Below are 23,288 nucleotides of genomic sequence, written 5' to 3' on the forward strand. Positions count from 1 at the left end.
GTGGGGGAGTACTTCTTTTGGGTTGGGAAGGAATGCTTGTGAAAGTCTTGCCTGATACTGAGATGTCGATGGTCGGGAAGCTGCTGGAGGAAGTCTCGTGGGAACGCGCCACCAGTTACCGGCAAGGCGGCCGCGGACGAGAAAACGTACTGAGCGCAGAAGTCATGATGGCCTTGGATTTCCTTCCCCGCGATCACTTCCTTGGCGCGGCAATGCGTGCCGCTACGGGTGCCGAACAGGCTAGGAACGTCCTGATTAGTGAGATCGAAGAGGCCGATATTCGATTCCTGCCCGGGGACATGGCGCTCGCGCCGAATCGGTCGGGAAGTGACCAGCTGGTGGTGCAGCCAGACGCCCTCATCACGTCTCCGAGCTCGTTTTTACTAGTTGAGGCGAAACGTGTCAGGGCGAGTTCGTTCCAGCCAGAGCAGCTGGCAAGGGAGTATTTGGCATCGATGGCGAATGCAGGAACGCGCACGCCTCTGATCTTGCTGTTAGGAGCAAAGCCTCCGGTTCTAGTCAGGGGTAGAGGTCGAATGAGGCTCGAAGATGCCATTTCTTCGGAACTTGAGTCCGTCCTGCGGCGAGCCAACAACGAGCAGCTAGCTTTGGATGGGCTGGTTGAGCGGATCCCTGATGTCTTCTGTTGGATCAACTGGCCGGAGTTGTCGGACGTGATCCGCACTCAGATCGCCGCCTTTTCGACGGCGGACCCCTCCGTCAATACAGCCGTCCACCGACTCGCGGAGTCCATATGCTCGTCGATTGCGTGGCACGCCTAACCGTCGGGCCGGGCGGTGTCCTTGTTTGGGGATTGGCTAGCTACCAACGGGGGCTGGCTCAGCGTCCCTCGTTCGCGCGGTCAACCACGTAGACCTGGCGGAGGGGCATTCGTGTTTGCCATCGCGGTGCCAGCTTCTCATAATGCGTGAGTGTCAGTTCAACGACGTCTGCACCAGTGAGCAGGCGCAGATTCTGCCGTTCGCGCTCATAACCGACAGCGTCTTTGCTGTAGCTGCCCAGGCAGACGAAGAGTGCAAGTTCGCCGTGCGCCAGGGTGCCGCTTAGACGCTGGACATCAGGCCGCGACTGCTGGGTACTCGTGTGTTTGCACTGGACCTTGATCACTGGCGGTTCGAGTCCCAGGGGGTCCCTATGCGCAATGACGTCGATGCCACCATCTGATGAATACGGCGTGACTCGTGCTTGGTATCCCATGGCTCGAAGGAGGTCCGCTGTGAAATGCTCAAACTCTTCGTGGGAGAGATCTTGCAGCAGAGTTTTCAGGATGAAGTCGCGGGTGAACTGGTCCAAACGGGCAGCACTTGGCTCGGTCTCGATCCACTCGTCAACGGTTTCCGGTTCGATCCCCTCGGGTTCTTCCTGAGCTATGTCCTCGGCTCCGAATTCTAGGAATCGTTCGAATACCTGGACGTTTTTCTTGACCTTGAACAACGTCAGTGCGGAGCCGATTTCATACAAGGCCTTCTGAGGGAACAGACCGCGTGAGACGCCGGTCTTGATCCAACGGACAGACCGACGGTGCGGGTGAAGCGGAGCGTCGTGAAGAAATTCGTACTCGCCGGTGATGACACCGAAATTCAGTGTGCTGTCGGCGCGGTAGGGAGCGATGACGATGTCGCCCTTCTTCATCTCGTAAGCGAAGCGGAGGAGGATTCCGGCCCAGACGGGGATGGCACCGGCCTTTGCCTCGGGATAGGCCTGCTCCAATGCCTTCTTAAGGAGATCGCGGTCGCTCCCGATGGTACGGATGTCGGGAATGGCATCCCACCCGATGCTGACAAAACCGCCGTCGAGCAGTTCGTTCGACAATGCATCGTTGTGGATTCCCCATACTGCAACCACGTTGGCCTCTATCTTTCCTCGGCACTGCTCTACTTGTACTCGCCCAGCCTATCGTCGGCGATGAGGACGGCGGATCTACGGCGCTCGCCGTCTGAGTCCCTGTGTGCGTCGCCGGAAGTGTCCAAACCGCCTTCACGCAATGGCGCGGGTAAGATGCCAACGGCCCGGACTCAAAGGAACCCAGTGCGAATCGTGTCGTGGAACTGTTCGATGGCGTATTACAAGAAACGCCACCTGATTGAGGCTCTGCAGCCTGACGTCGTCCTTCTCCAAGAGGTCGCCAAGAAAGACATTTCCGCGGCTGAACACCCCTTCGCGGCATGGACTGGCAGCAATCTGAACAAGGGTCTCGGAGTCATTGGATTCGCCAACGCTCGCTACAAGATTTCAGAACACGCGGATCCCAACTTGCCCTGGCATCTTCCCTTTTCGATTGATGGCCTCAACGTTATTGCCCTTTGGGCGCATCAGTTGGATCGCGAGCTGAGGTACGTTCGCGTGACTCATGAGATCGTAGACCGCCACGCTCCGTTCCTTGCCGGCGGCAACGCGTTGCTCATGGGGGACTTCAACAGCAACACGGTCTGGGACAGGGCGCATCCGGGGAGGAACCACAGCATGCTGGTCGGAAAGCTCACTGGGCTTGGGCTCAGCAGTGTGTACCACCGCGACGCGGTGAACGACCAAGGTGTGGAGCCGACGAAAACGTACTTTCACACGCGGAACCTCCGATTCGGGCATCACATCGACTACGCATTCCTGAGCGACGGCATCCCGGCCGATCTTCGCGTAGGGGACTCCGAAGACTGGTTGGCGCATAGCGACCACATGCCGCTGATCTTGGACATCGCCCAGTAACACGCGGTTTCAAGGCGCCGGATCAGCAACCTTGGTTCGCGCTGCACCCAATTGCCAGCGGCAAGTGGAGACTTCCCACGCGCCCTGCCTGGACTAACCTTCGGGTCGTTCCTGCCGGTGAAGATAAGGACCATCTTGGCTGTCCACAGGGAGACGGTAACAGGCCAAGACCACCGTGAAATTAGAGGACAGGAGAACGGTCCCCAGGACCAAGTAGCCTGTCCATCTACACCTCCTCTGTGAGATCGGAAGCTAGTTGGCATTCCTCCAAGTAGGTGTCACTGAAGCGAGCCCTGCGCGATGAATCGTGCAGGGCTCGCTTCGTGAGCTTCGTCCATGGTTTGTAGCAGTGGCGCGGTCGTCTTTCACCACGGAAAAAGATTGACCACGGACACGCCCACGCAGGGTCATGTTCATTCCAGCCAGCATTTCCTCGAGCCGGCAATGAATGCCGCTTGGATCATCGTTCAATTTCCGGAGGCCCTCAAAGCGGGAGCCGCGGTAGACGGGTTGGTGTCACCGAAGATCGGGTCCGCGAAAACGACTAGTCGCCGGCCGGCGTCGGTGACGTTCCCCTGCAGGCAGGACTCCAGGCCGAGCCAGAGGTCCATTCCCTGGGTGAGTCCTGGACGACGAGAATGGCCAGAGGACGACGACATCCACACGCGCTCCGCCCCCTCGGCCGTGGGTACCGCAGCTTCGACTTCGAACACGAGAACGTGGCACCCGGGGACCGGCCCTCGGCCGTCCGCACACATGAAGTTGGTCAGTGCCGGGACCCGGACTCCGAACCCGCGTCCCGCAGCGGAATTCTTCCTCGCCCGGGGTGGTTCCAACAGTATGGCCCTTCCCCTTCCCCTGATTTCCATTCTCGACCGTGCCAACGCACGGGACGGGTTTCCTGCTGCGGACGCCCTGAACCGGGTGCTGGAACGGGCCCAGCGGGCCGAGGAATGGGGTTACCACCGCTTCTGGGTTGCAGAGCACCACGCGGTGCCAGGCATTGCCGGTTCCGTTCCGGCCGTGCTGATGGCCGCCGTTGCTGCCCGGACGCATTCCATCCGGGTCGGTTCAGGAGGCATCATGCTCCCCAACCACCAACCACTCGTGGTGGCCGAACAGGCGGCCACGCTGGAGGCTCTGCATCCCGCACGGATCGACCTGGGCGTTGGCCGGTCTGTCGGTTTCACCCCGGCAGTCCGGAATGCGCTGCGCGCCGGGAAACAGGACGCGGAGCGGTTTGAAGAGCAGCTGGCCCAACTGCTGGCTTACCTGTCCGGAGCCGCGCCCATCACTGCCCGGCCGCGGAACGATTCGGCTACACCGGTATTCGTGCTGGCCACCGGTTCGGGAATCGATATTGCAGCCCGTGCGGGCCTGGCTGTGGTGCTGGGCGGGCCGGCCGTGTTCCGGACGGATCAGAACGGCACACTCCCGGCGCTGGAAAGGTACCGCTCACAATTCCGTCCATCACGCTGGTTCGAGCGGCCCTTCATCATAGTTTCCGCCAACGTAGCAGTGGCCGCCACCCGCCAGGCAGCGAGGGAACTGCTTCTGCCCGAAGCCGTCGCGCTGGCCCGTTCCAGGACCACCGGCGAATTCGCTGCCTTGGCGCCCGTGGGTCCGACCGAATGGGCCGGGCTGACTCCCCGGGAAAAGGAAGCGGTCGAAATGAGCCTATCCACATCGCTCTACGGCACGGCCTCCGAGGTGCGGACCCAAGTCCAGCACCTGCTCGCGGCCTCCGGAGCTAACGAGTTGCTGGTCACTGGCGGAGCCTTCGATGTCGCGGCACAGGCGGAATCCGACCGGATCCTGGCCGGGCTTTTCCTCCAAGACGAGCGCCGCAGCATGGACGACCGCCGTGGATTCGCCGCATCCCGTTGACGCCCACCTGACTTGACGCCGCCTAGCGCCCTCCCAGCGGGAGCAGCCATTCCGGCCCGGCCCGGTCCTATAAATGCGCTGTGGTGGAGGAGCTACTGCTCGGCGCCGTCGTGCAGGGGATCGTCGCTGGCGTCGCTGTCTGGTGTTGCGCCGAGGTCCTCCGGGGGCAGGTCGATGTTCCCGATCGCCTCGGACATATTGGGCATTCCGGGGACGCGGTAAGTATCCGGAAAGATGCCGTGGGCTTGTTCCTCGATCAGGGCTTCCTCTTCGCTGAAGCGGATCTCGTTCGCTTCGTCGCCGACGTCGCCCGGGACGTCCTCGCTGAACTTTGACGGGTTCGGAACTATAAAGCCGTTGAAGCTGTCTTCGCTGCTGCCGGTCATTGGTTCATCCTTTCGCAAAGCCTCAATCACCTCAGCGTATGCCCGGCCGCTCAGGTATGACCCGGACGCGGCCGGGCGACTTTAAGGAGCGCTGGAGAGGGATAGGGTCAATGCGCACCCCGGCAGTGTGTATTGGGCTGTCCGGACGAGGGCGATCGATGCAATATTGACGGAGGACACGACGGCGCCGAAGAAGCAGCGCATACGGCCCCTGGATCCTGTGCGCTGTCCACAACCGGGGACGATTCTTATTCTTCTACCCTCTGGTCAGCAAAGGACGACCCCGGAAGGGAATGCGGCGAGCGCGGCATGGGCTTTACTCGACAGCACTCGCCCTCATCATTCCAGCGGTCATCCTTGCGTTCTCATTCGGAACCGCACCCGCACGTGGTGCCGTCGCGGGCGGCCTTACGGGGGGCTCATCATCATCTGGCCATACCTAGCGGGCCAGGGGACAGCATCCAAGATTGGGAGCTAAGCAGGGTGGAACAGCCGTCCACCCGACTCCCTCCAGAAGTAGCTGTCCCATCCGTAAAGAGCCAGTTCTCTTCGCAGTCTTACTGGGTGTGTCCCTATTCGGGTTGTGAGTGCACTCATCTGCCGTTGATCGAGCCTCTACTGAACTCGCCCGCGACAAGGAGCCCCGCGGCTGAGGGCGGGTTCGCCTCCCCGTGGCCGCCTTTACACGTGGTCGAGCAGATGATCGCGCGGTGGGGTCCGGCTCGTAGGAGTGCGCCTTTCGTGGGTGATGACAGTGGCGGCCAGGGCGATGGTGAGGCCAATGACGGTCTCGAGGGCGCGCTCAGTCAGGAGGGTGCCGATCGGGGCTGGCAGCATGAGATCGCCGAGCAGAAGGGCCATCGGGGTGAAGAAGACCAGGCCGAGGCTGTAGTTGCGCCCGGTTGTCAGCTCGGTGCACGCCTGGAGCACGGCGATCACGATGATCGCGGCATAGCTGCTGGGGTGGGCGGCCAGGACGAGGGCTGCGACGCCGAGGCCGGCGGCGGTGCCGATCACCCGCTGGGCAGCGCGCGTGAGGCTGGCGTGCAGGTCGGGTGCCGACATGGGGACGGATGCCGTGACGAAGGTCCAGTAGGGGTGGCCGATGCCGCTGGTCGCGACGGCGAGGGCGGCGGCGGCGATACCGAGCAGATAGCGGGCGGCGTGGCGGCCCACCGGGTCGGACGGGCGTAGGCCGCGCCACGACAGCCGATACCGCACCGGGAGGCCGCCGTCGCGGGCGGTGCGACCCGGGAGGGCGAGCAGCAGCGCAAAGACGGCCGCGCCAGCCGCAGCGAGGGCGGCTGCGGGCACCGCGCTCAGCGCGATCGGGACCGTGGCCGAGGCTGTGAGAGCGAAGACCGGGTTGAGAGCTCCGGCCGGATGCCATCGGCCTAGCTCGGCTAGCACTACCGCGACGCAGGCCCAGGCGGCCGCGACCGGGACGAGCAGCCAGAGCCGGAACGGGACGGTCGCGACTAGGGCGCCGACGACGACGCCGACCACCAGCACCACGCCCGCCTGCGCCTGCATGGCTAGGCGTACCCGAGCCGGCTCGTGTCGGCCGTACAGTGCGGTGAAGGCACCGATCGCCGCATACAGCAGCAGGTCGCCGCCACCGGACGCCAAGCAAGCCACCAGCGGTACGAAAATCGCCAGGCTAGCGCGCAGGGCGGTCCAATGGGCGCCGGCATGCGGGCCCAGATCGAAGACTGCCGCCCACCAGGACCGCGTGGGGGTGGCCTGCGTCATTTTAACCTTCCGAGGTGGTACAGGAATGAAGTACCTCAAGGTTACTACACGTATGAACTACTATTGAGTTGACCGAGGCGACCGCCACGGAGGCGCGGAGGAGCCGGATGGACCTGGACGCAGACAGCCTGCCCGCGCATGGCGACGTCGTAGACCGGATGCAGCGTGAGTGGGCCCTGCTGCGCCCGGACCTGAGCTTCACCAGCCTCGGGGTGATCCACCGCGTGCTGCGCGCTTCCCGCCTCATCCTCGAAGCCAGTGACGCCTTCCTCGCCGACTACGGGCTCACCCGCGGCGAGCTGGACGTGCTTTCCGCGCTGCGCCGTACGGGCGAACCTCTGAGCCCAACGACGCTGGCCCAGACGCTGCTTGCCCCGCGCTCGGCGATCACCATGCGGCTGAACGCCCTCCAGGCTCGGGGACTGCTGAGCCGGACGGCCAACCCGGCCGACGGCCGCTCGTCCCTGCTCGTCCTCACCGACACTGGCGCCGCGCTCGTGGACGAGGTGATTCCCGCCCAGCTCGCCCTCGAAGATGCCCTACTCGCTGAAGCCCCGGCCTGGGCCATCGAGGGCTTGGCCGGTCCCCTGCGGGCACTGACCTCGGTGTGGGAGCAAGGACGAGGCCACCAAGCCGGGTCCAGCAAGGACCGGCGGAACGGCGCGCTCGAGCCGTCCGGATGAGCCGCAACAGCGCGCGCTTCGGGTGAGCATCAGCCGACGCGCTACCGGGCTCCGCGTGGTAGACCACCAACGGCGCGCTGCTCCAACCTGAGGACGAAGAGCTACCGCGCGATGCGCGGTAGTCATCAGCCCTGCCGACTCCCGACGCCGGCAGCTTGTTTAGGGGACTATTTGCGCAACGCTGCCCAGGCTTGGAAACCGCCGATAAGGTCGGTCGCGCGGGTCAGTCCCAGCCGTCGCAGGGTGTGTGCAGCGAGACTGGAGCTGTAACCTTCATTGCAGACCACCACGATCCGCCGTGCGGGGTTGTCAGCGATCGGGAGCCGGTGGGGGCCGGAAGGGTCCAGCCGCCACTCGAGAACGTTTCGGTCAATAACGACCGCTCCCGGAAGATCACCGTCGCGGTCTCGCTGATCGACCGGCCGCGTGTCGACAACGAGGGCGCCCGCTGCCATCTCTCGCTCAAGATCCGAAGCGTGAACACGCTCGAGCCCCATGCGGCTCTCAAGTAGTAATTCGTTGATCGTAAGCGTTGCAGGGGAAGCGCTCGGATCTAGGACCCGTTGGCAGATCGGAACGCCGTCATCGGAGATTTCACACTGCGTCACGGTTTTCCTCGCTCTGCCTGCTGATCCGTCTGTCGTTCCACCCCCAAGCGGAACCATGAGCTATTTTGGTCATCAATCCAAGGGCATGGAGGGAATCATGTCAATACACGTCAGTCACGCACTACGGCCATGCCCGGCCTCTCGCGGCGGAGTCGGCCCGTGCCGCGGGATGAGGTGCGAGGCTGGGGCCCCGCGGGAATAAGAACCCCTAACAAGAGGTTGGACCGTGGTGTGAAAAACATCGGATTCCTGTCCTTTGGCCATTGGACCGACCACCCGGAGTCCGGCACGCGCAGCGCGTCGGACGCGCTGTTGCAGGCGATCGATCTTGCGGTCGCGGCCGAGGAGCTGGGGGCGGACGGCGCGTACTTCCGCGTCCACCACTTCGCGCGGCAGTACGCCTCCCCATTCCCGTTGCTCGCCGCCATCGGGGCACGGACCAGCCGCATCGAGATTGGTACCGGCGTGATCGACATGCGCTACGAGAACCCGCTCTACATGGCGGAGGACGCCGGTGCGGCCGATCTGATCTCGGGCGGCCGGCTGCAGCTGGGCATAAGTAGGGGTTCACCCGAGCAGGTCATCGACGGGTGGCGTCACTTCGGCTTCGCCCCCGCCGAGGGCGAGTCGGACGCCGATATGGGCCGCAGGCACACCGAGCGCCTGCTCGAGGTGCTCACTGGCGAGGGCTTCGCGGCGCCGAGCCCCCGCCCGATGTTCCCGAACCCTCCGGGCCTGCTGCGCGTGGAGCCGCATTCGGAGGGCCTGCGTGAGCGCATCTGGTGGGGTTCCGGCTCGAACGCCACGGCTATCTGGGCGGCGAAGCTCGGCATGAACCTGCAGAGCTCCACACTCAAGGATGACGAGAGCGGCAAGCCCTTCCACGTCCAGCAGGCCGAGCAGATCGAGCGCTACCGGCAGGCCTGGAAGGAGGCGGGGCACGAGCGGGAGCCGCGCGTTTCGGTCAGCCGTAGCATCTTCGCCCTGACGGACGAGCGCGACTGGCAATACTTCGGCCGCGACCGCCGCAGCTCGGACCAGGTGGGCAACATCGACGAGAATACGCGCGCGGTATTTGGCCGCTCCTACGCGGGTGCCCCGGATGAGCTGGCCGCGAAGCTGGCGGAGGACGAGGCGGTCGCCACGGCAGACACCCTACTGCTCACGGTCCCGAACCAGCTCGGTGTCGACTACAACGCCCACGTCATCGAGTCGATTCTGAAGTATGTGGCGCCGCAGCTCGGCTGGCGCTGACCCCGCGTGGCAGCTTCCCCCCGGGAGACTGCTGAATTAGTGGCGTGGTTGGCTGGTGCTGTACGCGTGCCGGAGCGCCCCCTTTGAGCGCGAGCAAGGCCAGCCCCAGCATCTCGAGCCCAGTCCAGGCGAGCGTCCCGCCCCAAATCTCGGCGGAGAAGCTGAGGGCCCCATCGTGGAGTGCCACACCGGCGAAGTAGGCGGCCCAGAACACGACGGGCGAGAGCGCCGCCGCGGTCATGAGCCTTGCCTGGTGGCCCGGGGCCGGGCGGACCACCGCCCACACCACTCCCACGAGCACGGAACCGACGATGGCCACCGGCACGAGCCAGGCGTCCCGCATCGCGACCATAAGCTGCATCGCTACGGAGGGTACGAGTGCCATGGCCGCGGGCACCGCTGCGTTCAGGCGCCAGCGCAGCGACAGCAACAGGACGGGCACGAAGAGCACGGCCGTTGAGACGAAGAACGATCCCAAGGCGACCAGGATGGCCGACGACGTCGGAGCCGTCACCGCGGGCTGGGCTGCGGAGCCGGTGTACGTCTGGACGAGGCCATGGCGCGCGAAGACAGCGAATTCCTGCAGGATGAACGCCGCAACCATGCCCGAAAGCATCGCGCTCACGACGGCCGGCACCAGCTGTGGCCGTGACCGCTCTGGCGCGTGCCATGCGGCGGAAAACGGCGCGCTGAGGATCAGGAATGCGCCCGCAGCAAGTCCCAGATGGGACGGGCTGAACAGCGCCTTGAGGTTCTGCTCAATTCCGAAGACCGAATGCCAGGCGAAGTCGGCCACCCCGGAGGCAAGGAAGAGGAAGACGCCTGCAGCGGCGGGTCCGTAGCCGGCCGGGATCGCTTCCGTCCACCGCATGCCCGGTGCGTGCCGGCGCCACGTCAGGGCGGCGAGCCAGAGGGCGCAGGCAGCAAAGCCCGAGTAGAGGACCGCGTGCCAAGGCGTGAAGAAGGTCTCAAGGTCGTGGAGGTTGTTGTGGGCCCAGCCGTCCACGTACGTCCCGCCGAGGAGCCAGACCCCGGCGGCGAGGGTGATGGTGTCTTCAGCGACCGTAGTGGGACGGTGCACTGAGACCTGCGGAATGGCCAAGGCGTTGGCGGCTGCGGCGTCCATGGTTCCACAGTAGGACTCGCGGCCTTTGGGGGCGAGAGGCTAAAAGCCCGGGGGTCACCGCATCACGGTGCGGTGACCGGCATCCAGACGCCGGGTCCAGCCGCGCGAGTCCAGATATTCAAGCAAGGGGACCGCGACCCGTCGAGTTGTGCCGAGGGCCTGGCGTGCCTGACTGGTGGTGAAGGGCTGCTCCAAGCGGGCCAGTTCGCGCATCGCCAGGGCCGGGGCCGTAGGCAGCAGCACCACCCCGTCGCGCAACCGCAAGAGCCGCCCGGTGCGCTCGCCGGCAGCGAGCTCCCGGGCGCCCAGGCCCAGTGCGGCCAGCTCATCGGTTTCCGGGGCATGGAAGGCGTTTGCAGTGAGCCTGCGCTCCAGCTCGGCGACCGCCGGCCCGGCGGCGCCCAGGTTGCCTTGGGTCCCTGGCAGCCGGACGTGGCCGCCCTCCCGTTCGAGACTTGCTTCGCGGATGACCGGGTCAAGAAGCCGCTCATCGGGCAGTTGGAGAAGGTCCCGGGCCGCGCCCCGGGAAAGGCCCGGGGCGAGAGGATCGCGCTCCTGCAGTTCCCCGAGCGCCGTACGCAGCCGACGCTGCCATGCCTCGAAGAGGGGAGCGTGCACCCACCAGTCGCCGAGAACCCGGACGCCGGGTGGCGCCGCCTCGTGCGCAGACAATAGCCCGAGCCGACGCAGGTGCTCTTCCTGCACGGCCCCGCGGCCTGCCACTTCCCCAAGCACGTCTCCGGCGGCGTCCATGCCTGCGAGCCGCTCAGCCCAGTGGACGCCGTCCCCGCGCCGCCGCAAGGCCGGCGGATCGGCGTCGAGCACCTGCGCGCCGCCCAGCACCGAGCGGGTCCCGGGGTCCCGCAGCACCAGACGGTCTCCGAGAACGAGCGGCAGGCGCCGGTCCAGGACAAGCCGGGCGTGGTCGGCACCGAAGGGACGCAGCCGGGCCGGCACGGCAGCGGTTCCGGCATGCACCATGAGCTGCTCCGGTACGTCCGTGTAGGCCACGCCGGTTGTGCGCTGGATGCCCAGGACGCCCGTGACGGGCCACGCGTCGGGGGTCAGCAACGCGTCTCCCCGTCGGACGTCGGCGGCGGAAACATCGCGCAGGTTCAGTGCCACCCGGTTGACCGGCCCCAGCGAGGAGTACGACGTGTCGCGGCTTTGCAGGCCGCGGACCACGACGGACCGCGAGCCATCGTGGCCAAGCAGCTCCAGCCGGTCACCTTTAGCAAGGGTTCCCGCTGCCAAAGTTCCGGTCACCACGGTTCCGGCACCCTTGATGGTAAACGAGCGGTCCACCCACAGCCGGAGCCGGCCCGTGGTGGCGGGGGCGGGCACCCCGGCCAGAACGCCGTCGAGCGTGGCACGCAGTTCGGTCAGCCCGGTGCCCTCGATGGCAGACACAGCCACTGCGGGCGCATCCGCCAGGCCTGTCCCGGCCAGCTCTCTGCGCGTCCGGGCAAGCACTTCACCAACCTGACCGGGTGCCCGGTCGGTGCGGCTGATGACTACGACGCCGTACTCGATGCCCAGCGCCGCGACGGCGTCCCGGTGGTCGCTTGACTGCGCCTGCCAGCCTTCATCGGCAGCGACGACGAAGCAGACGACGGGAGCAGGTCCGATTCCGGCGAGCATGTTCCCGAGGAATCGTTCGTGGCCCGGTACGTCCACGAAGGCAACATCCTGCCCGGAAGGCAACGTGGTCCAGGCGTAGCCCAGGTCAATGGTCAGTCCACGGCGCCGCTCTTCCTCCCAGCGATCCGGTTCCATGCCGGTAAGCGCGCGCACCAGCGTACTCTTGCCGCAATCGACGTGTCCGGCCGTGGCAACGACATGCACGGTTCAGCCCGCCCTGCCTGCATCCGAATCCGTGAGGGTCGCCAGCGCCTGGCGCACCGCGTCGAGTATCCGGTCATCGTCCTCTTCGGGCACGCAGCGCAGATCGAGCAGGCAGGAGCCGTCATGGACGCGCGGGAGCACGGCCGGGTCGCCGGTTCGCAGGGGCGCCGCGAGCGCTTCGGGTAGCCGGAGCGCCCACCCCTGCAGTGCCACGCCGGGCGCTCCGCCGCCGCCGACCCGGCCGTCGTGCGCGACGACCGGTACCCCGAGTGCCGCGGCAAGCCGGGCGGTCCGGTTCCGCAACCACTCCGGGTCCGCGTGCAGGGCCCGGACAACCGGCGGTGCTTCACCCGCGACCGTCGCCTCCAGCGCCGCGAGGGCCAGTTTATCGGCCCGCACTGCTCGGGCCAGCGGGTGGCGTGCCAGCCGGGAGATGATCTCCGTCCGGCCGAGCAGCAGACCGGCCTGGGGTCCGCCCAGGAGTTTGTCGCCGCTGGCGATCACGACGTCGGCCCCGCTTGCCAGCGCGGTGGCAGCGTCCGGTTCTGCGGGAAGAAGCGGATCGGGCGCCAGCAGTCCACTGCCGAGATCGGCCACGAGGGCGACCCCGTGCGCCGCGGCGAGCCTGCTCAGTTCGTCCAATGGAACAGCGGAGGTGAATCCGTCCACCCGGAAGTTGCTCGGGTGGACCTTGAGGAGGCAGCCGGTGGCTGGTCCGATGGCGTCGGCGTAGTCCCGCAGGTGCGTGCGGTTGGTCGTGCCCACCTCGTGCAGTGTCGCGCCCGTTGATTCGATCAGGTCGGGAAGCCGGAAGCCGGCACCGATCTCAACCAGTTCGCCGCGGCTCAGCACCACCTCCCGGCCGGCGGCGAGGGCCGTGGTGGCCAGCACCAGCGCCGCAGCCCCGTTGTTGACCACCAGAGCGTCCTCGGCAGCGGGACAGGCGGCGAGCAATGCGGCCCGGGCACCGGCGCCGCGGCGGGCGCGGCTGCCGGTTGCCAGGTCGAGCTCCACGTCGACGTAGCCGCTGGCTGCGACAAGTGCTTCGACCGCGGACGCGGACAGCGGGGCGCGGCCGAGGTTGGTGTGGACGACTACGCCGGTTGCGTTGAGCACCGGGCGCAGGGTGGTCGCCCTGCGTGCGGCGACGGCGGAGAGCAGGGCCGGTTCCACCTGGCCGGGAGCGAGTTCACCGCGCCGCGCCCGCTCCTGGGTTTGCCGGACGAGTTCACCGATGAGTTGTGCACTCAGACGACTCCGGGCCGCGCGGACGGCCGGCAATGCCAGCAGATCGTCGGTGCGCGGAATCAGGCGGCGGGGATCGACCTGGTCCACACAGTCCCTCTTCCTTCCGCGGCATTGCGTGACGGTGGTTGGCGGAGGCGGACGGGAATCGAACCCGCCAGGCCGAGATACTCAGCCTCACCGGTTTTGAAGACCGGGGGGCCCACCAGGACCCGGACGCCACCGCGTTCAATGTAGCAGATTGCCCCCGGGGGTAGCCTAGGGGTGTGAAAGAGACCGAGACGTCTATTCCGCAGCTCAAAAACGACGGCGTCGGAGCAGTCCGGCTCACCGGCTATGCCCACGGTGGGGGCTGCGCGTGCAAGATTCCGCCCGGCGAACTCGAAGAAGCGGTGCGCGGCCTTACCGGCCAGCCAGGAGCGGACGTGCTGGTGGGTCTTGACAGCGGCGACGACGCAGCCGCCGTCCTGGTGCGCGGCGACCTGGCGGTATTGTCCACCGCCGACTTCTTCACTCCCGTGGTCGACGACGCCTTTGACTGGGGCCGGATTGCTGCCGCCAACGCGCTCTCTGACATTTACGCCATGGGCGGCCGCCCGATCATGGCAATCAACCTCGTCGGTTGGCCGCGCGGCGTGCTGCCGCTCGAGTTGATGACTGAAGTGCTCCGCGGCGGCCTGAGCGTCGCCTCCGAGGCGGGGTGCCCGGTGATTGGCGGGCATTCGATTGACGATCCCGAGCCGAAATACGGCATGGCGGTCACCGGCGTCGCCCATCCGGACCGGTTGCTGCGCAACGACGCCGCCCGGCCCGGGCTGCCGCTCACCCTCACGAAGCCGATCGGCGTCGGACTGCTCAATAACCGGCACAAGCAGACCGGTGAAGTGTTCGCGGAAGCCGTGGCGACGATGACGCGCCTCAACCGCGACGCCGCCGAGTCCGCGGTGGCGGCCGGCGTGCGGGCGGCCACGGACGTGACGGGTTTCGGGCTGCTTGGACATTTGTACAAGATGTGCCGCGCCTCCGGAGTGGGTGCAGTGATCGACCGGGCGGCCGTGCCACTCGTCGAGGGCGCCCGGGAGGCGTTGCGGGACGGCTTTGTCTCCGGCGGGACGCGGCGCAACCTCGATTGGGTTCGACCGCACCTGCGGGCCGAGGCGGGCGTCACTGAAGACGATCTGCTGCTGCTTGCCGATGCGCAGACTTCCGGCGGCTTGCTCGTGGTCGGCGAGGTGCCAGGCTATCCAGTGATCGGGCATACCTTCGTCGGTCAGGGCATCGAAATCCGCTGAACCCGGGATCTCCTGAACCCACGGTCCTCTAGATCAGCATCCCCTAGAGCACAGCGGACTCGTCAGCCGGCAGTGGTGATCGAGTCTCCGGTGATGCCGGCGGCGCGGCGGGCGGCGAGACGGTTCTTCTGCGGTTCGATCGTGTACCGCGGGTCCCGAGCCGAGGCAAGGCCGGCCTCGAACACCCCGAACCGGGTCAGCCCCGAGGCGGCCAGCAGTGCCAGTCCCGAGGCCGCGGCCACCGCCCGGTTGCGTCCGCCCAACAGTGCCCCCAGTCCGCCCGCAGCGGCTAGCCGCTCGCTCCATTTCAGCATGACACCGGCCTTGCCCTGATGCAGGGGCTCGGCGACCACCGGGTCCATCCGGTGCTCCATCACCCGCATGGCCACCACGTCACCCATCACGCCCAGCACCGCAAGTTTCCGGGCCGGGCCCGCCTCCTGTACCGGAGTCGTGATCATCGCGAGCCCGGCAGAAGCGAGGGCCGCGGAACTCACGAAAACGAAGGGCAGTTCCTCGTGCGCGGCGTTCCAGGTGGGGGTGGCCGTGTCACCGAGCAGGACCGCCGTGTACGCCGCCAGCGGTCCGGCGAAAAACGCGGCCTCGAAGCCGGCCGGTCCCTCGACCGCGTACAGCAGGTTCCGCAACGGACCCAGCGGCAACCGCGCTCCGGTCATCCGATCGACCTCCGCTGCCGCCGAGACCGCCGCGCCCACGCTGAATGCGCTGAGAATCCACGAGCCCACGCTCATCGGCGAGGTCAGTTTGATGGTCCGCAGCATGTTCAGGAAGCGCTCCGGCCTGCCCAGATCCTTCAACAGCGCAACGGTGCCCATGCTTGCTGCCGTCAGGGCACTCAGCCGGGCATTCCGGCGCAGCGTCGGCCGCCCGGTCAGCTGGCCGCCGAGACCGAGCAGTGCAGAGCCGGCCGCCACGCCGCCAAGGAACAGGTAGGCGGCCACATCTTCGGTCCAGGGTGCCGGTTTGACCACGGGACGGCCGTAGTACGAGGTGAATTCCGGCTCCGGGACCATAGGCATTTCTCGGGAACCGTCACCGCCGTCGCGGCGGCCGGTGCCGCGCTTGCCGCCAGCCCGACGCCGGCGGGCAGGCTCGGGCGGCCGAAAGCTGTCGAACTCAGAGTGGGTCACGCGCGCCCTCCCAGGAAAGCCAGCGCCGCAGCGGCGGCCATGCCGGCGACGGCCATACCGGCCCGCCGGTACATCTGCGGCAGATCGGCGGTTGGCACCCTCGGATCCGGCGGAAGCCCGTACACTTCCGGTTCGTCGAGCAGGAGGAAGACCGCTCCGGTTCCGCCGATGCCGTCGAGTTCGTTCGCACCATAGAGCCTGGCTTCCGTGAGTCCCTGCTGGTGCAGGGCGGCGACCCGTTCCCGGGCCGTCTCCACCATGTCGTCATGGTTGCCGTACTTGATGGACGTCGTCGGGCAGGCTTTAGCGCAAGCGGGCGTCTCATCGTCGACCAGCCGGTCGTAGCACAGCGTGCACTTCTGGGCGACGCCGACGTTGGGGACGGCGGACTGCTTGGCGTGCGGCTCCTCCCGCTGGGCGGCCACCGCCACCATGCCGTCGCTGCGGCGCTCAATCACGCCGAAGGGACACCCGGCCACGCAGGTTCCGCAGCCGTTGCACACATCGTCCTGGACCACCACCGTGCCGAACTCCGTGCGGAACAGCGCTCCGGTCGGGCAGACATCAAGGCACCCGGCGTGCGTGCAGTGCTTGCAGACATCGGAGGACATCAACCAACGGAAGTCTGCCGTGTCCGGCGGCGTCGTATCCACATTCGCCAGGTCCGCCCCGGCGGACGCCGCCGTCGGGGGAGGCCCGATGCGGGGCATACCGAGGTTGACCAGCGCGCGCCCGGATTCCCGCGCCTCGGTAATGCGTTCCTGGCCCTGTTCAACGAAGGCGACATGCCGCCAGGTGCTGGCGCCGAGTCCTCCGGTGTTGTCATAGGAGGATCCCAGCAGCTCCAGGTTCCCGTCGTGGGGGTTGTGGTTCCACTCCTTGCAGGCCACTTCGCAGGCCTTGCAGCCGATGCAGATGGAGGTGTCTGTGAAGAACCCCTTGCGCGGCTGCTGGTCCTCCCACCGGGCATCGGCGGCGGGGTCGGTCGGTCCGGACAGCTGGCCCATCTAATCCTCCAACATCGAGTCGGCATCCGGAACGGTGCCGCGCGGATCGGTAACGAGTCGGTTCCCGGTCTCGGTCGTCGCTCCGGCCCGGGCCTGGTACTCAGCAACCAGGGCAAGCAGCTCCGCCCCGCGGGGCCGGCGGCCCGGACGGATGTCACAGGAGGCGGCCTTGGATTCCTGGATCTGGACGTTGGGGTCCAGCGTCACGCCCAACAGGTCATTGGCCGCGTCACCGCTGACCACAGCATCCGCTCCGACGCCCCAGTGGTACGGCAACCCGATCTGATGGACGGTGTGGCCGCCGACGGCCAGCGGTTTCATCCGCTCGGTGACGAGCACCTTCGCCTCGATGGCGGAGCGGGCCGAAATGATGGTGGCCCACCCGTACGGCTCAAGCCCGCGCTCAGCGGCCAGCTCGGGAGAGACCTCGCAGAACATTTCCGGCTGCAGCTCCGAGAGGTACGGCAACCAGCGGCTCATTCCGCCGGCCGTGTGGTGCTCGGTCAGCCGGTACGTGGTGAAGACGTAGGGGTAGACGCCCGCGCCACTGGTACCGGCGCTTGGTGCACTGAGGTTGTCTGCGCGGGGGTACACCAGCCGGGCCGGATTTTGCTGCTGCGGGTAAAGGCCATTGGCCACCGGCGATTCCTGCGGTTCGTAGTGGGTGGGAAGGGGGCCGTCGACGACGCCCTTCGGCGCGAACAACCATCCCTTGCCGTCTGACTGCATGATGAAGGGATCATCTCCTGTCAGGGCGGCCGGACCACCGAGATCGGGGTCGGGTTGGCTGCCCGGTGCAAGGTCAATCGGGAAGTCGGGAACGTCGTCTCCGACCCAACGTCCCTGCTCCTGGTCCCACCAGATGTATTTCTTCCGCTCGCTCCACGGTTTACCGGCCGGGTCGGCCGACGCCCGGTTGTAGAGGATCCGGCGGTTGGCCGGCCAGGCCCAGCCCCATTCCGAGGCGGCAGGCCCTTGCTCATGGCCCGGTTTCCGGTTGGCGGCATGGTTGATGCCGTCGGCGTAGACGCCGGTGTAGATCCAGCAGCCCGCCGACGTGGAACCGTCGGCGCGCAGCTCTGTATACGCGGAGAGCGGTTTGCCTGCGTCCGGGCCGTTGAGGTGGCGGCCGTTGATCTCGGCCAGCACCGCCTCGCCGTCGGGCTCGCCGTGTTCGTCGGTGGGGTAATCCCAGGTGAGGTCGAGCAGCGGACGGTCGCGTTCATCCTCCGAACCCGCCAGTTTTTCGCGGATCCGCTGGCCCAGCTCAAAGAAAAACTGCAATTCACTTTGACACGCACCAGGCGGTGCCACCGCCTGGTGCCGCCACTGCAGCAGCCGCTGGGTCTGCGTGAACGAGCCGGCCTTTTCGACGTGGCTTGCTGCAGGCAGGAAGAACACTTCGGTCTCGATGTCTTCGGTGCGCAGTTCGCCCGATTCGATCTCCGGGCCGTCCTTCCACCAGGTCGCCGACTCGATGAGGTTCAGGTCGCGCACCACCAGCCACTTCAAGTGCGACATGCCAAGGCGTTGCATCCGGCCGTTGGACGAACCTACGGCGGGGTTCTGTCCGAGCAGGAAGTAGCCCTCCACCTTGTCCTCGAGCATGTCCATCACCGTCTGGTACGTGCCGTGCGCTCCTGTCAGTCTGGGAAGGTAGTCGTAGGCCCAGTCGTTCTCCGCGGTCGCGGCGTCGCCCCACCAGGCCTTCAGCAGGCTGATGACGTAGGAGTCGGCGTCCGCCCAGAAGCCCTTCTGCTTCTTCGACGCGATCGCATCCAGGTATTCGCTGAAGGTGTCGTGGCGTCCGGCGCTGGGCATCGGCAGGTAACCGGGCAGCAGGTTGAACAGGGTTGGAATATCCGTGGAGCCTTGGATGCTTGCATGCCCGCGCAGGGCCATAATTCCGCTGCCCGGGCGGCCCACGTTGCCGAGCAGAAGCTGCAGGATAGCGGCGGCCCGGATGAACTGCGCTCCGAGCGTGTGCTGGGTCCAGCCGACGGCGTAGGCAAAGCACGTTGTCCGTTCGCGCCCCGAGTTTTCCGTGATGGCGTGGGCCAGATACTCGAAGTCCTTGGCGTTGATGCCACACATGTCCTGGACCATCTCCGGGGTGTAACGGGCGTAATGGCGCTTCAGGATCTGGAAGACGGTCCGGGGGTCCTGCAGGGTATCGTCACGTTGCACTTGGGCGTGTTCCAGGGCGGGGCCGCCGCTGCCGAACTGGTCTCCCGCGGCCCGATCCGACGCGTGGGAGCCGTGCTCGGTGCCCGCCCCAGCGTCCCCGATGGTGCCTCCGCCCTGTTCCGCGTACGACCATGACGCCATGTCGTATGCTCCGGTTTCGGGATCATAGCCGGAGAACAGGCCGCCAAGGTCCTCGGCGTCGCGGTAATCGGCGTGAACCAGCGTGGCCGCGTTCGTATAGGCGCTGACGTACTCCTTGAACCACAGGTCGTTGGTGATCACGTAGTTAATCAGCGCGCCCAGGAGGACAACGTCAGAGCCGGCCCGGATGGGGATGTGCTTATCCGCGACGGCCGAGGTGCGCGTGAACCTGGGGTCGACGTGGATGACCTTCGCTCCGCGGGCCTTGGCCTCCGCAACCCACTGGTATCCCACAGGATGGCATTCGGCCATATTGGAACCCTGAATGATGATGCAGTCGGCGTTGGCCATGTCTTGCAGTGATTGCGTCGCACCACCGCGTCCAAACGAGGCTCCCAAACTGGGAACCGTGGAGGAGTGTCAAATGCGGGCTTGGTTCTCGATTTGCACTGCTCCGGCAGCCGTGAAGAGTTTCTTGATCAGGTAGTTCTCTTCGTTGTCCAGAGTTGCCCCGCCCAGCGAGGCTATGCCCATGGTGCGTCGAAGCAGCCGGCCTCTTGCGTCTTCCTGCTGCCAGGTCCGGCGGCGGGAATCGACGAAGCGGTCCGCCACCATGTCGATGGCCGTTTCCAGATCCAAATGCTGCCACTGGGTGGAGCGTGGCGCACGGTAGAGCACTTCGGTCTGCCGGCCCGGCGAGTTGACCAACTGCTCGCTCGCCGAGCCCTTGGGGCACAACCGGCCACGGGAAATCGGCGAATCGGGATCGCCTTCGATCTGAACGACCTTTTCGTCCTTGACGTAGACCCGCTGTCCACAGCCCACGGCACAATACGGGCACACGCTCTGCACGACGCGGTCTGCGGTGGCCGTGCGCGGGGTGATGTCCCTCGTCCGCGGGGAGGTTACCGCCGGGCCGCGTCCCAGCAGATCGCCCGTGCTGAACTGCCGGACGACCGGCCACTGAAGAAAACTGCGCCGAGCCATGGCAGGAGCCTACACAATCCGGGGCCCCAACGACAGGGTGTCGATGAAGCGTTCCGTGCTGCCCATCGCCTTCGACGTTTCGGCGGGCCGTTGGAGTGCACGGCCGCCGTTATCCAGGCGAGCCGTCGAACAAATCCGGAGAAGTCCTCGGTAAGTACGGCTTGTCCGCATCGCGGCGCCGGGACCCGCGAGCCGGACATTGTGGGCCGAAGTCCGAGCTAATGCTTGGCCGTCCGGTGCCGAAGAAAACCCCTGCCGAGAGGGTCCGGCAGGGGATTCCGGACGTAGTATCAGCGCATACGGAAGAACTGAGGTGAGCAGATGAACACCGACGCATCACAGACGGACGGCCCTTCCGGGCAGCCAGAACAGGGCGGGAGTGGCAGCGGCGGACTGGCCACACAGCTCAGCGACCTGGCCAGGGAGCTGCAGCACGAACATGATCCCGACAGGGTGCTTGCCGGGATAGTGCAGGCCGCCGTCCAGCTCATCCCCGGCGCCGCCGATGCGTCCATCAGCGTGGTCACTGGCCGGAAGAAGATCGATTCACCGGTCGCTTCGGGAGACCTTCCCCGCAGGGTTGACGCTCTGCAAAGCACATCCGGACAGGGGCCGTGCCTGGACGCGGCCTACGAGGACCGGATTGTGCGGGTGCCCGACCTCAGCAGTGAGACCCGTTGGCCGGCCTTCTCCCGCGGCGCCGTTGAGCTTGGGGCGCGCAGCATGCTTTCAATCCAGTTGTTCGTCGAAGGCGACCGGCTGGGTGCGTTGAACCTGTATGGAGCCAGTCCGAACGCTTTCGACCTAGAGTCGGAGCAAATTGGGCTGCTCGTCGCTGCCCACGCAGCGGTGGCCTTCGCCGACTCCCAGAAAATCAGCCAGCTCAATGAGGCGCTGGTCTCCCGCCAGCTCATCGGCCAGGCCGAAGGCATCCTCATGGAGCGTTACAAACTAACCGCCCAGCAGGCCTTTCTGGTCCTCTCCCGCGCCAGCACCACTTCCAACACGAAACTGCGTGAGGTGGCAGAAAACCTGACCAGTAGCGGAGAAATGTCGACCGAAATACCTCCGCGTCCAAAGTAGGGCAGTGCCGCGGCAGATCGTCAGTTCGCGCCTGCCCCGTCCCCGGAGGGCTCATCGTCGCGCGGTGCGCCGCCCCGGCGCCTGTCTACTTCCTCATCGACAAGGAGAAGGAGCTCGCTGGCGCCGGTCCGGCCGCCGAGGCTCTGTGCCTGACGCAGTGATTGGCGCAACTTCAACAGGTCTTCAGCGGGCACGAACGGCCATCTCCCGAAATGGTGGAATATCCGCTCGTGGCAGCCGGAGCTGCTTAGTTCCATCACGCGGCCGTCCGCGTTGGGGCACTGGGGCGGCACCCGGCGCGTGCGTGATGGCTGCGAATGGTCCGGCCCCGGCCTGGCTAAGGGCGGGGAGCGTTTCAGGGCAATCCACGAGGAGCTGGTCAAGATCAAGCAGGACGTCAAAGCCGGGCAGGACGCGCGTCGCGCGTCGCACCACCGCGAGGAGGCCTTGAACGTTTTTGGGGGTCAACCGGCCGGTGGGCCGAAGGGTAACTGCGGCGGCGTCCATGTCGACGGCGACAGTTACGGAGAGTTTCGCGAGCATACAGTGTGTCCTCTGGAAAAGAACGGAGGCCACTGCCTGACCTCTTCCAGAGTATCGGAGTATGGCTGGAACGGACCTGTTGTGACGACACTATTCCCGGCGGCGTCAGCGCGCCGACGGTCGGTCGCCGGGCTACGACCAGGGCGTGCGACGGTCCGACGAGTTGATCCGCCCGCGGATCTGCCCGCTAGCTGCGGCCGCCGCACGACGGCGTCGCTAGCTGCCGCACGACGGCGTCGCTAGCTGCCGCACGACGGCGTCACCAGCCGCCGCGCGTTGGGGTGTGACCCTTCCGGGCGTCGTCGGGCATCGGCATTTCGGCCCGCAGGCCCAGGAGCCGGATGGGCCTGCCCGCTTCGATTGCGGCCGCAAGGTCCAACGCCTGCGCGAGGATCTCGTCCCGGTCGAATGTCTCCGGAATCTTCCTTGCGTGGGTCTTGGTGACGAACGGCGCGTACCGAACCTTCAAGGTCAGCCCAATGACGGGACGTCCTTCGGCCGCAACATCCTCGAGGACACGCGCCGTCAGCTCCCTGACGGCGTCGGCCACCTGGGCTGCCTCGGTCAGGTCGTGCTGGAAGGTGGTCTCCCTGCTGTGACCGCGGGCAACCCACGGGGTGGCGTCCACCACGCTGGTGCCGTCGCCACGTGCCAGCTCCGCGTACCAGGGACCCATTCTGGGGCCGAACTCCGGGACCAGGTCCTGAGGGTCGGCGGCGGCGAGCTCGGCGACAGTGTTGATGCCGAGCTTGGCCAGCCGGCCGGACACCTTGGTTCCGACGCCCCACAGCTCCTTGGTGGGCAGGCTGCCCATGACCTCGAGCCAGTTCTCGGAAGTGAGGCGGAAGACGCCGGCCGGCTTGCCGAAACCGGTGGCCACCTTGGCACGGACCAGGGTGTCGCCGATGCCCACGCTGCAATGCAGCTGCGTTTGCTCCAGGACGGCGGCCTGCACCTGCCGGGCGTAAGCTTCCGGATCCTCTGACTCGATGCCGACAAAGGCTTCATCCCAACCCAGCACCTGGACGGTGGCGCCCGGCTGCGCGCGCAGGGTAGCCATCACCGTTTCAGACGCCGCGAGGTATGCCTCGTGATCGACGGGCAGGATCACGGCGTCGGGCACTTTCCGGGCCGCAATGCGCAAGGGCATTCCGGATCCCACCCCGAACGCCCTGGCTTCGTAGGACGCGGTGGAGACCACCGCCCGTTCCGTGGGATCGCCGCGGCCGCCGACGATGATCGGCTTGCCCGCAAGCTCCGGCCGCCGGAGCACTTCGACGGCGGCGATGAACTGGTCGAGATCGACGTGCAGCACCCACCGGATTCCGTCCACGCCACCAGTCTGCCCTAAACATCACCGGCAGGCATCGGCCGCAGCAGTCGAGTT

At 66.4% G+C, this 23,288-nt stretch carries 18 protein-coding genes and 1 tRNA gene; 7 read left to right on the forward strand and 12 right to left on the reverse strand.

From position 1 onward, the window contains the following. Positions 1-38: 38 nt before the first annotated feature. Complete coding sequence (locus tag AC1DH3_RS05060; RefSeq protein ID WP_476908732.1) at positions 39-782, forward strand: hypothetical protein; 744 nt, start codon at positions 39-41, stop codon at positions 780-782. Between the two features lie 58 nt (positions 783-840). Here the strand turns inward: AC1DH3_RS05060 and AC1DH3_RS05065 are convergent, their stop codons facing one another. After that, positions 841-1,866 (reverse strand): restriction endonuclease, encoded by a 1,026-nt coding sequence (locus AC1DH3_RS05065; RefSeq protein ID WP_476908733.1) that lies wholly within the window; start codon positions 1,864-1,866, stop codon positions 841-843. Positions 1,867-2,049: 183 nt separating this feature from the next. On the opposite strand from AC1DH3_RS05065, the gene AC1DH3_RS05070 reads away from it, so the two are divergent. Both AC1DH3_RS05070 and AC1DH3_RS05075 read left to right on the forward strand, forming a co-directional pair. After that, on the forward strand, positions 2,050-2,724 hold the full coding sequence (locus tag AC1DH3_RS05070) for an endonuclease/exonuclease/phosphatase family protein (protein ID WP_476908734.1): 675 nt from the start codon (positions 2,050-2,052) through the stop codon (positions 2,722-2,724). A gap of 840 nt (positions 2,725-3,564) precedes the next feature. Continuing rightward, the gene (locus AC1DH3_RS05075; protein WP_476908735.1) at positions 3,565-4,611 is read left to right on the forward strand and encodes an MsnO8 family LLM class oxidoreductase; all 1,047 of its coding nucleotides are present in this window, start codon (positions 3,565-3,567) and stop codon (positions 4,609-4,611) included. 92 nt (positions 4,612-4,703) lie between these two features. On the opposite strand, the gene AC1DH3_RS05080 is transcribed toward AC1DH3_RS05075, so the two are convergent. Both AC1DH3_RS05080 and AC1DH3_RS05085 read right to left on the reverse strand, forming a co-directional pair. Continuing rightward, positions 4,704-4,997: a hypothetical protein gene (locus AC1DH3_RS05080; RefSeq protein ID WP_476908736.1), complete on the reverse strand. Its 294-nt coding sequence runs from the start codon at positions 4,995-4,997 to the stop codon at positions 4,704-4,706. Positions 4,998-5,678: 681 nt separating this feature from the next. Next, on the reverse strand, positions 5,679-6,635 hold the full coding sequence (locus tag AC1DH3_RS05085; protein ID WP_476908737.1) for an FUSC family protein: 957 nt from the start codon (positions 6,633-6,635) through the stop codon (positions 5,679-5,681). A 221-nt stretch (positions 6,636-6,856) separates the two neighbouring features. On the opposite strand from AC1DH3_RS05085, the gene AC1DH3_RS05090 reads away from it, so the two are divergent. Then, positions 6,857-7,432 (forward strand): MarR family winged helix-turn-helix transcriptional regulator, encoded by a 576-nt coding sequence (locus tag AC1DH3_RS05090; RefSeq protein ID WP_476908738.1) that lies wholly within the window; start codon positions 6,857-6,859, stop codon positions 7,430-7,432. Positions 7,433-7,599: 167 nt separating this feature from the next. Here AC1DH3_RS05090 and AC1DH3_RS05095 read toward each other — a convergent pair whose 3' ends face one another. Then, positions 7,600-8,097, reverse strand: coding sequence for a rhodanese-like domain-containing protein (locus AC1DH3_RS05095; protein ID WP_476908739.1), 498 nt, complete (start codon positions 8,095-8,097; stop codon positions 7,600-7,602). Between the two features lie 174 nt (positions 8,098-8,271). On the opposite strand from AC1DH3_RS05095, the gene AC1DH3_RS05100 reads away from it, so the two are divergent. Continuing rightward, positions 8,272-9,294 carry an LLM class flavin-dependent oxidoreductase gene (locus AC1DH3_RS05100; protein WP_476908740.1) on the forward strand — a complete coding sequence of 341 codons (1,023 nt, stop codon included), beginning with the start codon at positions 8,272-8,274 and terminating at the stop codon, positions 9,292-9,294. Here AC1DH3_RS05100 and AC1DH3_RS05105 read toward each other — a convergent pair. The 4 genes from AC1DH3_RS05105 to AC1DH3_RS05120 all read right to left on the reverse strand — a co-directional run bounded on the left by AC1DH3_RS05105 (position 9,245) and on the right by AC1DH3_RS05120 (position 13,734). After that, on the reverse strand, positions 9,245-10,420 hold the full coding sequence (locus tag AC1DH3_RS05105) for a hypothetical protein (RefSeq protein WP_476908741.1): 1,176 nt from the start codon (positions 10,418-10,420) through the stop codon (positions 9,245-9,247). The two genes, AC1DH3_RS05100 and AC1DH3_RS05105, sit on opposite strands and share 50 nt — an antisense overlap. Before the next feature lie 54 nt (positions 10,421-10,474). After that, entirely contained in the window at positions 10,475-12,265 is a 1,791-nt protein-coding gene (selB, locus tag AC1DH3_RS05110) for a selenocysteine-specific translation elongation factor (protein WP_476908742.1), read from the reverse strand. Positions 12,266-12,268: 3 nt separating this feature from the next. After that, a complete protein-coding gene (gene selA / locus AC1DH3_RS05115; protein ID WP_476908743.1) occupies positions 12,269-13,600 on the reverse strand; it encodes an L-seryl-tRNA(Sec) selenium transferase in 1,332 nt (443 codons plus the stop codon). Positions 13,601-13,639: 39 nt separating this feature from the next. Then, positions 13,640-13,734, reverse strand: a tRNA-Sec gene (locus tag AC1DH3_RS05120). Between the two features lie 42 nt (positions 13,735-13,776). On the opposite strand from AC1DH3_RS05120, the gene selD reads away from it, so the two are divergent. Continuing rightward, complete coding sequence (gene selD, locus AC1DH3_RS05125) at positions 13,777-14,802, forward strand: selenide, water dikinase SelD (protein ID WP_441417623.1); 1,026 nt, start codon at positions 13,777-13,779, stop codon at positions 14,800-14,802. 62 nt (positions 14,803-14,864) lie between these two features. Here the strand turns inward: selD and nrfD are convergent, their stop codons facing one another. From nrfD to fdh, 3 genes are read right to left on the reverse strand one after another with little or no spacing between them, the layout of a single operon-like run. After that, positions 14,865-15,953, reverse strand: a complete 1,089-nt coding sequence (gene nrfD / locus AC1DH3_RS05130) for an NrfD/PsrC family molybdoenzyme membrane anchor subunit (RefSeq protein WP_441417624.1) — start codon at positions 15,951-15,953, stop codon at positions 14,865-14,867. Then, the gene (locus tag AC1DH3_RS05135) at positions 15,950-16,960 is read right to left on the reverse strand and encodes a 4Fe-4S dicluster domain-containing protein (protein ID WP_476908744.1); all 1,011 of its coding nucleotides are present in this window, start codon (positions 16,958-16,960) and stop codon (positions 15,950-15,952) included. The genes nrfD and AC1DH3_RS05135 overlap by 4 nt, the downstream gene beginning before the upstream one ends. Then, positions 16,961-20,275, reverse strand: coding sequence for a formate dehydrogenase (gene fdh / locus AC1DH3_RS05140; protein WP_441417626.1), 3,315 nt, complete (start codon positions 20,273-20,275; stop codon positions 16,961-16,963). A gap of 321 nt (positions 20,276-20,596) precedes the next feature. Here fdh and AC1DH3_RS05145 point away from each other — a divergent pair, with 321 nt between their 5' ends. Continuing rightward, positions 20,597-21,358: a GAF and ANTAR domain-containing protein gene (locus AC1DH3_RS05145; protein WP_441417627.1), complete on the forward strand. Its 762-nt coding sequence runs from the start codon at positions 20,597-20,599 to the stop codon at positions 21,356-21,358. Between the two features lie 802 nt (positions 21,359-22,160). Here AC1DH3_RS05145 and AC1DH3_RS05150 read toward each other — a convergent pair. Further along, positions 22,161-23,234 (reverse strand): DNA polymerase IV, encoded by a 1,074-nt coding sequence (locus AC1DH3_RS05150; protein WP_476908745.1) that lies wholly within the window; start codon positions 23,232-23,234, stop codon positions 22,161-22,163. Positions 23,235-23,288 lie beyond the last annotated feature (54 nt).

This window comes from Arthrobacter sp. 05L428 (genome assembly GCF_056397665.1).